At 31.4% G+C, this 11735-nt stretch carries 10 protein-coding genes; 3 read left to right on the plus strand and 7 right to left on the minus strand.

Features of this window, described 5'->3' with window-relative positions:
• The first annotated feature begins 165 nt into the window (after positions 1 to 165).
• Positions 166 to 2259: a helix-turn-helix domain-containing protein gene (locus KA900_RS04880; protein WP_207606677.1), complete on the plus strand. Its 2094-nt coding sequence runs from the start codon at positions 166 to 168 to the stop codon at positions 2257 to 2259.
• Between the two features lie 112 nt (positions 2260 to 2371).
• Here the strand turns inward: KA900_RS04880 and KA900_RS04885 are convergent, their stop codons facing one another.
• Genes KA900_RS04885 through KA900_RS04895 form a run of 3 tightly spaced genes read right to left on the minus strand, consistent with a single transcriptional unit; the run spans position 2372 to position 5147 of the window.
• The gene (locus KA900_RS04885) at positions 2372 to 3832 is read right to left on the minus strand and encodes an ABC transporter ATP-binding protein (RefSeq protein ID WP_115341931.1); all 1461 of its coding nucleotides are present in this window, start codon (positions 3830 to 3832) and stop codon (positions 2372 to 2374) included.
• A gap of 9 nt (positions 3833 to 3841) precedes the next feature.
• Positions 3842 to 4561: an energy-coupling factor transporter transmembrane component T gene (locus KA900_RS04890; RefSeq protein WP_103373593.1), complete on the minus strand. Its 720-nt coding sequence runs from the start codon at positions 4559 to 4561 to the stop codon at positions 3842 to 3844.
• Between the two features lies 1 nt (position 4562).
• Complete coding sequence (locus KA900_RS04895) at positions 4563 to 5147, minus strand: MptD family putative ECF transporter S component (RefSeq protein WP_115341929.1); 585 nt, start codon at positions 5145 to 5147, stop codon at positions 4563 to 4565.
• 752 nt (positions 5148 to 5899) lie between these two features.
• On the opposite strand from KA900_RS04895, the gene KA900_RS04900 reads away from it, so the two are divergent.
• Entirely contained in the window at positions 5900 to 7237 is a 1338-nt protein-coding gene (locus tag KA900_RS04900; RefSeq protein ID WP_103372606.1) for an aspartate aminotransferase family protein, read from the plus strand.
• 18 nt (positions 7238 to 7255) lie between these two features.
• Complete coding sequence (locus tag KA900_RS04905) at positions 7256 to 8344, plus strand: YkvI family membrane protein (protein WP_103372604.1); 1089 nt, start codon at positions 7256 to 7258, stop codon at positions 8342 to 8344.
• Between the two features lie 109 nt (positions 8345 to 8453).
• Here KA900_RS04905 and KA900_RS04910 read toward each other — a convergent pair whose 3' ends face one another.
• From KA900_RS04910 to pgsC, 4 genes are read right to left on the minus strand one after another with little or no spacing between them, the layout of a single operon-like run.
• Positions 8454 to 10046 carry a gamma-glutamyltransferase gene (locus KA900_RS04910; protein WP_096808401.1) on the minus strand — a complete coding sequence of 531 codons (1593 nt, stop codon included), beginning with the start codon at positions 10044 to 10046 and terminating at the stop codon, positions 8454 to 8456.
• A gap of 2 nt (positions 10047 to 10048) precedes the next feature.
• Positions 10049 to 10207 (minus strand): hypothetical protein, encoded by a 159-nt coding sequence (locus tag KA900_RS04915; protein ID WP_096808400.1) that lies wholly within the window; start codon positions 10205 to 10207, stop codon positions 10049 to 10051.
• Positions 10197 to 11267 (minus strand): CapA family protein, encoded by a 1071-nt coding sequence (locus KA900_RS04920; RefSeq protein WP_103372605.1) that lies wholly within the window; start codon positions 11265 to 11267, stop codon positions 10197 to 10199. The genes KA900_RS04915 and KA900_RS04920 overlap by 11 nt, the downstream gene beginning before the upstream one ends.
• Before the next feature lie 14 nt (positions 11268 to 11281).
• Positions 11282 to 11734 carry a poly-gamma-glutamate biosynthesis protein PgsC gene (gene pgsC / locus KA900_RS04925; protein WP_096808398.1) on the minus strand — a complete coding sequence of 151 codons (453 nt, stop codon included), beginning with the start codon at positions 11732 to 11734 and terminating at the stop codon, positions 11282 to 11284.
• Between the last annotated feature and the right edge of the window lies 1 nt (position 11735).

Raw genomic sequence — 11735 nt, forward strand, 5'->3', positions numbered from 1 at the left:
AATTAACTTTTTTCATTTTTTGTAAATTCTTAAAGTACGAATTATTAATTCAAACTATCACTATAATAATCTTCCCTTTTGACTCAACTATTTTTTCAGTGTCAATTGTACAATAACGTTAATAATTTAATGTGAGTCTCACATAATAAAGTAAAGGTGATATTTGTGATTAGTTCTCTGTCTATTAGGAATCATTATACAACTGAATTAGAGCGATGTATAAATGAGATTATTATTTTAATTCCTATAAATAAAGTATGCAAAATAAATTTAAATGGGGCCGTAATAACTATAAATAACGGATGTATTATTAACAATGCAGACTTATATCAATACATTGATGTTGAAAATCTTGTAGAACTCAAAATTCCATTACCTTTATTTGTAGAAAAAGATAAAACCATTGCTAACGCATTTTTTGACTTTAAACAAATTAAATATGCAGAGCAATTTAGAAATTTAGTATTGCAAAAATTACATGATAATATTCAAGATAAAGCTGTTATGAATATTTATATATCAAATATTATTGATTTTTTACTAAAAGAAGCAAGAGTTAATTTAAAACATCCATATTTGCCATACTTATATACAAAACACCCTTTAGTTCAACGCTTAACCCAATATGTACATAAACATATTGATGCGTCTTTATCTACAAAACAAGTTTCCAATGTTTTTTATATTTCACAGTCCTACATCTCCATATTATTTTCTAAAATATTAAATATGAATTTTAAGCAATATACAAGTTCACTTAAGATTGCATTATCATTACATGATTTACTAAAAGAAGAACAAAGCATTTACGATGTTGCAACGAAATATAGTTTTACAAATGTTAGTACATATTCTAAAAATTTTAAAACTTATGTCAATGTACCACCTAAACACTATATTTACCAGTTTAGAAAGAATCGTTTTAACGAACCTTATCAAGTTTCATTAAAAACGCCGAATTTATCTCAAACTATTACTGAATTACATCATCTTTCCCATCAACAATATATCTCATCTAACCGTATTATTTTAGATAAACTTAAATACAATGAAAAATTTAATATGATGCACACTTTTATAAAAATTGAAGATTGGCATATGCTGCTATCTTTCAATCAGTACGATCTCCAATATAAGATTAAAGCACTGATTCCAAATCCAAATTTAATAATTATTCATACTGGTTTCGATCATTTAAACAAACTAGAGTATCAAAAAGTATTTAATGTCCTAAAACGGTTAACTAATCAAGGTTATGATATAACATTGAAAGTTGATAATTCATCATTATCTCAGACTATTGATTATCAAATCATTAAAATACTGGATTCATTATCAACTGTTAATGATAGCCTCTCACACGTCAGTTTGCTCTTTGTCACTAATCAACATACACTATTACAAACTCAAAGCTTGATTCAAAAATTTAAGCACCAATTTCCGAGCATCGAGTGTGGCGTAAATATTGATCGTTTAATTGAAAATGGAGGCATTTTATCCAAACTTTCGCAACGCATGAGCGCCCTAAAAGCAGATTTTTATTTCATCGATATGGATTGGTTAACATTAGGTAACATCATTTCAACAAAATGGGTTAATTCAAAAAATGATTTTGATATACATCAAGTAGTCACATTGTTTTTAAGACGCATACATCCCACGTTGGCTAATAAAATTATATTAGGTTGTATAACTCATAAAACACTAAAGCATTATTATAATGACATGTCACCATCATCACATATTCTATTACTCCATTCTTTAATTGAATTTCAATCTTCCATCAAAGGCTTTGCTTTTCCATATTTTTCTGAAGATGATGATCAATTTATGTTTGTTAATCGTACTCATAGTACTATGCCGCTTGTACACATTTTAAGTCTGTTGAAACCATTTTTAAATCTGAATATAGTCAAATTTAAAAATGGCATTATAGGTAAATCAAAATATCATACGCATGTATTGTTATATAATCAACTTTTTTCTTCTACAGAAAAATCCTATTTAGTAGCAAATATTATGCATAACTTTATCAGTGACTTTCCTGTTTATACGCGTATTCTCAACCAAAACCATGGTATCATTTCTCATTTAATACCAAATAATCTTGATTTGAGTTATATTGACCCAAAAATACTAGAACAAATTAACAAATCAAATCATCCACTTTCTAAACTAAGCATGCATTGTCATCATGATCCGTTAACTATCAGAATGAATACATCAGAAATCCAATACATTATGTTCCCAAACGTTTAATCATACAAAATAGACAATAAAAAAACGAGATAGAAATCAAATAAAAAGTTATGATTTCTATCTCGCTTATATAACAATCACAAGCGTATGTTTTTAAACTTATTCAAAATGTTTATATTATATTAAAAAATGTTTGTAATTTCTCTATAGTATCGTTATTAATTTCATATTGTGCTTTAACTTTTCCATCTTCTAAATGTAAAATTTCATCTGTGCAAGACAGTAACATTTCGTAGTCGTGTGTGATAACTAACACTGTGTGCCCTTCATATGCCAGACGATTGATAATTTTACTCATCTCTCTCATATGGTGGCCGTCTAACCCACTTGAAGGTTCGTCGAAAACTAATATTTCTCGTTTAGTTTCAACTGCACTAGCTATTGCTAAGCGTTGTTTTTCTCCACCTGATAATGATAACGGATGTCTTTGTAAATGTTCCGAGATACTATAATTTCTAAGGCATCGTCTAATCATCTCATCATCTAATGTTGGGTTACTTAACTTCAACTCTTCTTCTACACTTTCAGCAAATAATTGATTGTTAACATCTTGAAATACCATATATACATTTGACAGTCTATGACGCGGTTTTAACGTTACTTGATTGTAATCCACTGTGCCTTTAAATTTTTTCTCAACCCCAGTTAAACCACGTGCTAATGTTGATTTTCCTGACCCGTTTCGACCAATAATTGTTGTTACCTTGCCTTTACTAATATGAACATCATCTATATTTAACGCTAACGGCTGATTTCTTTTATATTTAAAATAAAAACGATGTAAATTCAAATATCCATTTCTACTATTGAGGCTAGATTTTGCCTTTAATTGACGCAAATGAATCATTCGTAAACCTAAATTGGTTAACTGTACATGTGATAAACGATTAAATTGCTGATTATTATATATTTTCTTTATTGATCCATACGACATAACAATAAAGCGATCTACAATTTCAGTTAAATAATGTAAACGGTGCTCTGCAATTACAATGGTTTTTCCCTCAGATTTCCAAATTTTAAGCATTTGTTTTAACTTTAAAATTGTATTAAAATCCAGGTTTGAAGATGGTTCATCTAAGATAATCAGTTTGTGTCCATATACTTGAATCGCACTACAAGCAAGCAATTGTTTTTCTCCACCTGACAAATTAAATATATCTCTGTTTAAAAGATGTTCTAAATTAAATTGCTTTACGCTTTGATTAATACGTTGTTTAATTTCATTAGCTGGGGTGCCATAATTCTCCAGTTCAAATGCTAACTCACTCGTTGTATTCAAACAAAAAAATTGAGATCTTGGGTTTTGAAAAACAGAACCGCTTTGTTGCGTTAATTCATATACCTCTTGAAGTTGTATATCCTTATCATTCATTAAAATTTGGCCGTCAATTTCTCCATTATAAAAATGAGGTATAATACCATTAAGCATCCTTGTTACAGTCGTCTTTCCACACCCTGAAGCACCAGTTAAACAAATAACCTCTCCATCATCTATAGTAAGGTTAATATCGTTCAAAATATTTTGTTCGTTTGCTTCGTATCTAAAAGATACATCTTTAAATTGAATCATATTCTACCCTCACACTACATAATAAAAAATACAAAGTAACAGTGTTATCATCAAAAACAACCAATCTAACCAGCGTATGTTAAGTGAAATAATGGATGTACGCTGATGTGTTAAATTTAAGCCTCGTGTTATTGAAGCAATCGTTAATTCATTACCAATTTTCACGACACTGTTTAACAATGGAACCACGCGGTATTCAACGTATTGAATAGGTTTTATAAAAGCAAATTTCAATGATATGCCTCTCATTTTCATAGCGTCTTTGATGGAAATTGACTCCTCTTTGATTGTTGGTAAAAATCTAAACATGACTGCAATGGGTATAGTCACCTTTCTAGATAATTTTAACCGTTCCAAGCCTACTATTAAGACTTCAATTTGTGTAGTTTTAAAAATATAATATCCCATTGCTAAAGACGGTAAAAACCGTGTAACAATACCCGAAGGTACAAAAATTAATAAAGTTGCAACTTGATTGTGATCAATAATTACAAAAGCCTCTCCATACCAAGCTAAGATGGTTAAACACAAGATAATTAACCCTACTGTATATTGTTTTATACATATTAGTAGTAATGGTGGTATGAACATTAATAGTAATCTTATATAAACTTCGATACCTGTTACTCCACCTGTTAAGGCAACAAGAGAAATCATCAGTATGAGGCCAATTTTAATTCTAGGATCTAAGTTAAATAAATGGTCTTGTCGGATTATGTGATTATACATATTAAATCATACCTGTACGTTTGAAATGTTTTTTTAAAATCATTTTTGCGATATAAGCTCCAATCACTGCACCGATAACCGTGGTAATAATAATAACGGGTATCATTTCAACTGAAAACAAACCAGCAACAGTCGTCTCATATTCAACACCATATTTTTCTTGAATAAAAGATAAATATGAAGTTCTCATAAAGTAAAATGGTATAAAAGTACCAATTGGCCAAAATGAAAAGATAATATAGCCTAAACAATTTTGTTTCCAATTCTTATAATGTCCCCAAGCCATTATGCCATCTGAAATCAGTATAACGGGGACACTAAACACTAAAGCTATCCAAGGATGGCCCATAATAGCTAATATCAAACTAACTATAATACCACATATAGATAATGCACCAAACTTTTGAACTTTTGAAATAAGCAACATGATAGGTATACCACCTACTAAACCAACCATTGCAGGAAGCAACAACATGAAGATGGGTATAATGCCTAATATGCCTGGAGGTGCTATAAAAATGAAATATATTGCCGTAAAGAGTCCAATATTTATTAAATCCTTAACTTCTAACTTACTATTTTCCATCAGAAACTCCCTCTTTACATCATTCACTAAATATTATTAATACGCGTAAACGTAACTAATTTGCTAAACTATTACACATTAAAGATACTATAATTGAAAATCATTATCAATTACAGCGAACTAATCTCTCACCTAAATGCTATTTATATAAAAAGAGATTAGGTTAAAAAGTTACGTGAGCCATGGCTTATGCATAAGTGTCACTAACTTAATAAATTAAATTGAGACTTAGAGCTTTAAAAGTATAATACAAGCTTACTTTTATTCAGACATCTATCTCTAATTTCAAAAATAATCATGATTTCGTTTTTGTATCGTAAACGAATCATGCTCTTTATTATTATAAACGAAAAATCCCTTAAAAACTAACTATCCATTTCAGTTTACAAAAGTCATCCTAGCGCTTAATTTTGCATTAAATAAAATAACTACAAACGTAAATTGAACACACTTTCTATTATCACAAATCTAATCCCCAAAGATTATATGTGTTATATTACATATTTTTAGCGTTATTCAACTTTAAATTTTCAGAATATATTTACAATTCGGAATTTTCTTAGTATATTCATACGTATCAGCATTCTATCGTTATTAGAAAATACAATGAAAGCAAACGTATAAAAAATGCTTAACAACACAAATTCACTTTATAAAAAGGGACTAAAAGTGAATTCTTTTATTTAAGTTTTTACAACTTTTAAATCAGATGATATGCAACAAAACGTGGGAGGATTTGAATTATGGAAAAAATGAAAAAATCAGAGCAATTAATCAATCAGGATAGTCAATATTTTGCAAAACCAGGACGCATAAAATATTATCCACTAGCTATTTCTCATGGGTATGGTGCCACATTAGTAGATGTTGATGGGAATACATATATCGACTTACTTGCTAGTGCTAGTTCACAAAATGTCGGTCATGCACCTAAACAAGTAACAGAAGCGATCAAATCACAAGTAGATAAATTCATTCACTACACACCTGCTTATATGTATCATGAGCCTCTAGTAAAACTTTCAAAAAAACTTTGTGAAATTGCTCCAGGAAATTATGAAAAGCGCGTACTTTTTGGACTTTCTGGTTCAGATGCAAACGATGGTATCGTAAAACTTTCTCGCGCCTATACAGGCAGACCTTATATCATCAGTTTTGTTAATGCTTATCACGGCTCTACTTATGGTTCATTATCCATGTCTGCTATCAGTCTTAATATGAGAAAAAAATACGGTCCGATGTTACCTGGATTTTATCATATTCCTTTTCCGGATAAATACAGAGGTATGTTTGGTAGCCCAAATGTAAATACTGTGGAAGAATACTTAGCCCCCCTTAAAGAAATGTTTGAAAAATATGTACCTGCTGAAGAAGTCGCATGTATTGTTATTGAAACGATTCAAGGGGATGGTGGATTATTAGAACCAGTTGAAGGCTATTTTGAAGCATTACAAGATTTATGTAAGTCTCACGGTATTTTATTGGCTGTTGATGATATCCAACAAGGTTTAGGACGCACTGGAAAATGGAGTTCGGTGACGCATTATAATATCGAGCCCGATTTAATTACTTTTGGTAAATCTTTAGCCGGCGGATTACCGATGTCAGCCATTGTCGGTCGCGCCGAAATAATGGATACATTAGATGCCCCTGCGCATTTATTTACTACTGGTGCAAACCCAGTAAGTTGTGAAGCTGCTTTAGCCACAATTAGTATGATTGAAGATGAAAATCTGCTGCAAGGCAGTACTGATAAAGGCGCCTATGTACGTCAGCGTATGGATCAATGGAAAGAACGATTTGAATCTGTTGGGGATGTTAGAGGTAAAGGATTATCTATTGGTATAGATATTGTTTCTGATAAAAAAAATAAAACGCGTGATGGTGAAGCTGCACTGAAAATTTGTAACCGTTGTTTCGATAATGGTGTTGTTATTATTGCAGTAGCTGAAAATGTACTCCGTTTCCAGCCACCCTTAGTCATAACTTATGAGGAACTAGATACAGCGTTAAATATTTTAGAATCTGCCATTGAAGACTTAGAATCTGGAAAATTAAATGATTACGACATTGCTGGTCAAGGTTGGTAATAAATGGGAGGGACAACTATGCAACAACAAATCAAAATCACAAATATCATTAAACTTAGCGGTGCTTATATCGCTTACTTAATTGGTTCTGGTTTTGCTACTGGACAAGAAGTCATGCAATTTTTTGCATCTTTTGGTGTATACGGTATATTGGGTGCTTTAGTGAGTGCAGTACTATTTTGCTTACTTGGTTCAACATTAATGATGAAGGGTTACGACCTTCAATTAAAGCAACCAGGTCGAATATTTAAGTATTATTGCGGTAACATTGTAGGAACAATTATTGAATATTTTACAATTGTTTTCATTTTTAGCATTGTAGTTATTATGATTGCTGGCACAGGCGCCGTTGTAGCAGAACAATTTCATTTACCAAATTTAGTTGGCGTCTTAGGTATGGGTGTGGTAGCAATGCTTACAGTAATTTTAGGGTTGAATAAATTAGTTGATATTATTGGTACTGTTGGCCCAATTATTGTCATTTTAACAATAGGTATTTGTTTAATTGTCTTCTTCTCAAATATCGGTAACCTATCTAATATGCTCTATTTACCTGAAAGCGCAAAAAGCTTACAACCAACCAATCATTGGTGGCAATCTGGCGGACTCTTTTTCTGTTATAACATTTTAGCTGGAAGTATTTTCTTCTCACAACTTGGCCAACAATCAAATAGTAAAAAGGAAGCTGGCGTTACAGGTATTATTGGTGGGGCGGTATTAATGTTAACGGTCATTGTGATGATTATCGCGCTACTCGTACACTCAAATCATGTATTTGATTTAGAAGTACCAGTACTTTATCTAGGTAATACCATTGCACCGTTTATCGCGCTATTGTTTTCAGTATGTATTTTATTAGGTATTTATTCTACAACTGCACCTATGTATTGGTTAGTAAAAAATGAATTTATGAAATTGGTTCCTTCAAAATTAGGCGTACTTGTCACAGTTGTACTAGGCATTATATTTATTATTTGTGGTACGTTACCTTTTGGAGAACTCGTTTCGATTATTTACCCATTCGTTGGATACGTGGGCGCCATCGTTGTAGTTATCATCTTTGTCCGTACACTATATAACTATTTTACTCAAAAACAAAAAGCATAATCCACAAATGACACGCAGTCGTTTTATTCAAACATAAAAAAGATGACGTTCTAATCACTCAAAAGAACGTCATCTTTTTATATTTTAATATCTATTGCCTAAAGCAATATTATCTATTCCCGACGTCATGACCGATTTCTACTGTTTTATCATTTTTATTATAAACTGCAGCTTGGACGCTACCAAAGTTAGGGTCATTACGTTTTTCTTCAGTTTCAAAACCTAAACTATTAAATATATCTATGTCTTGTTTACTTGTTGCGTTTTCATAAAATACCTTGCCATTATCGTTGTAAAAACGTGGTTTATCAATCGATTCTTGTAATGTTCCGTCACCACGTAAATAGTCGATAATCACTTCGTTTAATGTAGTAGGTATTTTGTTTCCTCCAGGTGTGCCAATGCCCATGTAATAATCCGGTCCAACTATAATGCTAGGTGAAGTAAATGACCGTGGTTGCTTATGCTTCTCACCATAATTTGGACTTGCAGGATCAGAAGAGAAGTTACCTAATGAATCATTCATATAAAACCCTTCTTTCATATAGTCACCTGAACCAAAGAAACTCGCTAGTGTATTGGTAGTACTTGCTATTTCTCCGTTTTTATCAACTACTACAAAATGCGTTGTACTTGTATTATCAACATTATTTGTATTGAAATCACTACTAACATTGATTTTGTTTAATTTATCTAAAATATAACCTTGAGAAAGATATTCATCATAGTCTTCATCTTGACCGTTGACAATATCTCTATTTCCATACATTAAATTTCTAGATTTTAAAATACCAGTAATATAATCTAACCGGTCATTTGATGCTGTTTGGCTATTTGTTGCTTCATCAATTTTTAAGCCTTGTAACATCAGTGTACCTCCTAAAGGATTGGATGCAGCATAAACCGTATTATTTAAATATTGTGTACTAACTGGTTCTTTTTTCTCTGTTTTATAACTTTGAAAATCTTTTTCTGTTAATTTATTATCCATTTGTTTAGAGACGCTTTTTCCTACTTTATCATAGAAATAATCTGGCCCGTTATCTCTAATACCTTTTAAGGTTTTCGCTAAAGCTGGTTGCTTGATAACATCACCTTCTCTTTTGGTTTGTGCGCCATCAAAGAAAGGTGAATCTCTATCCACATCTGAGCCATATAACTTCAAACTTCTTTCAAGTTCTGAATCTACTTCAAATCCTTCTTCAGCTAAAGGGATAACATAATTCATCACTTTCTTTTTGTCCATCTTTCCCGCTTCATTATGCGCATCATCAATACCTCGAACGAAACCTGGCACGCCAACTTGGTCCTTTTGTTTATAATTAAACGAAGAGATGTCCTTGTATTGCCACTGTTTTGGTGCTACATTTTCTTGACCATCATAAGCTAACATTGCACCTCCGCCACCAAGCCCTGAAGAGTGTGGTTCCGTAATAGCTAAAGCATAAGAAACACCCATAGAGGCATCCACTGCGTTGCCTCCATCTTTCAATATTTTTTCTCCCACACGTTTAGCAATCGGATTATTTGAAGCAACACCGTAATTTTTATCTGATGCATCATGTTGATGATCAGCGATTTTATTCTCATATAAATCATCTTTATTATAATTATCTTTTTTCGTGACTAAAAAAAACATAAAAGAAATGATAATAGTAAGGAGTAGTATTACGATGAGCGTTTTTTTATTATAAATACTCATAGTTATGCTCCTTTAGATAAATACTGATGATGCGAAGTTTTAAGTTCATTTTGTTCATAGTGATCTAAACCTTCGTTTGCTCTCGCGAATACAATTAATATTGTGATAATAAGAATGACTGTAATTATTGTAAGACTTACCCAATGATCTTTAATGTTCATATACATAACCTCCATTCTCTTTTTTCAGTTCGACGTTTTCACCTTTGATGTTATTTAATAATTTGGTTTCTTCTATCTTGTTCGGTGTAGCTTTCGTTAGCTTACCGCCTACTGATTTGATAGGCGTTACCATAAATTTTGAATGCTCACCATTCCAATTTTGCTGAACAGCTAAACCTTGTTTATTTTTTGATAAGAAATCTTCTGAAGTTACATTTCCTAAACTATAAAAAATATTTGTGTCTTTATAATTTTCAATTTCTTGAACTACGGTATTATGACCAATAATAGTATCTGCACCCGCGTCTGCTAAAGAATGTGCATATTGTTTTTGTCTTGTCGTAACAGACCTTTCATCTGTCATGCCCCAATCTACATTAACAACCACGTAATCATTGTTTTCTTTTAATTTTTTTATTATCGGTATATAGATATTGGGTTCTAAACTGATGGATGTAGTATTTTTTAACGGATCTGCGTAGTCAGATTCAATATCTGTAAAAGATACATTGGCAATTTTCTTGCCTTTTATTGTTTGTTGTACCGTTTTACTATTAATTGGATTTGAGCCATTTCCAGTTAAAAAATTATAACCATTTTGTGCTTCAACAGCTCTACTAAAATCTCTAGCAGTAATATTATCAGTAACTTGATTAATAATATTTAAACTTTTTATATTTAATCCTTTTAAAAACATTACATTTTCTAAATTTTTATGAATGTTGGTTTTTCTATCATCTGAAAAATCCGATAACTTCAAACTGGCTGTTGAATAATCACTTCCATGTAAAAGGTCTTTAATAGAACTAAAAGTATCATTTAAATCATTTTTTCTTATATGTTTATTTAATTCCACGTTACCTAAATATGTCAGTTTGATTTCTTCTCCATTTTTTTCCATAGCTTTAACAGGTACAAAATCTTGATTTTTTAAAACAAATCCTAATAAAACAAGTGCAACAAGCAATATTAAGCCGGTATATATGGAATTTCTTTTTTTATGGCGTTTTGTCCATTTCAATACACGCTCATTTATAGAAAATCGTTTGGATTGCTTCATATCTCTGCTCCTTACTAATTAATAAAGCTATAAAAGAATAAGATAACGTACGTAATACATGTTAGTAACATACATGTGGATAGGGTAATAACGACGCCTTGCTTTTGTATTGTGTTCGCAATAATACCAGGAATCACAACACCAATACCGGACATTTCAACCATTTCAAACGGTGTTATTGGATAAATTAAGTCAAATACAAATTTTAATACCATGCCTGTTAATATCATAGCAGCGAATTTTCTACGTCCATATAATATAACGAAGCGACTTATACCATGATTAACAATGAAGTATGTAATACAGCTAATGATTAAGACTGATAGTAGCATAATGGGTTGATCAAAAATGAGTGCTAGATACCCTGGAACGACTAAACCAGCAGGACTAATACCAAATTTTTCGGCAAAGATAAGACTAAGAACAATGCCTACAAATAATGAAAAATATAACTCTGAACCTATCATA

The organism is Staphylococcus sp. GDY8P120P (genome assembly GCF_017892065.1).
GTDB classification, from domain to species: Bacteria; Bacillota; Bacilli; order Staphylococcales; family Staphylococcaceae; genus Staphylococcus; species Staphylococcus nepalensis.

Excerpts from the sequence above, each read along its gene's own strand:
- KA900_RS04920 (WP_103372605.1), bottom strand. The coding sequence starts at position 11,267 with ATGAAGCAATCCAAACGATTTTCTATAAATGAGCGTGTATTGAAATGG.
- pgsC (WP_096808398.1), bottom strand. The coding sequence starts at position 11,734 with ATGATAGGTTCAGAGTTATATTTTTCATTATTTGTAGGCATTGTTCTT.
- KA900_RS04890 (WP_103373593.1), bottom strand. The coding sequence starts at position 4,561 with ATGTATAATCACATAATCCGACAAGACCATTTATTTAACTTAGATCCT.
- KA900_RS04905 (WP_103372604.1), top strand. The coding sequence starts at position 7,256 with ATGCAACAACAAATCAAAATCACAAATATCATTAAACTTAGCGGTGCT.
- KA900_RS04900 (WP_103372606.1), top strand. The coding sequence starts at position 5,900 with ATGAAAAAATCAGAGCAATTAATCAATCAGGATAGTCAATATTTTGCA.
- KA900_RS04910 (WP_096808401.1), bottom strand. The coding sequence starts at position 10,046 with ATGAGTATTTATAATAAAAAAACGCTCATCGTAATACTACTCCTTACT.
- KA900_RS04915 (WP_096808400.1), bottom strand. The coding sequence starts at position 10,207 with ATGAACATTAAAGATCATTGGGTAAGTCTTACAATAATTACAGTCATT.
- KA900_RS04885 (WP_115341931.1), bottom strand. The coding sequence starts at position 3,832 with ATGATTCAATTTAAAGATGTATCTTTTAGATACGAAGCAAACGAACAA.
- KA900_RS04895 (WP_115341929.1), bottom strand. The coding sequence starts at position 5,147 with ATGGAAAATAGTAAGTTAGAAGTTAAGGATTTAATAAATATTGGACTC.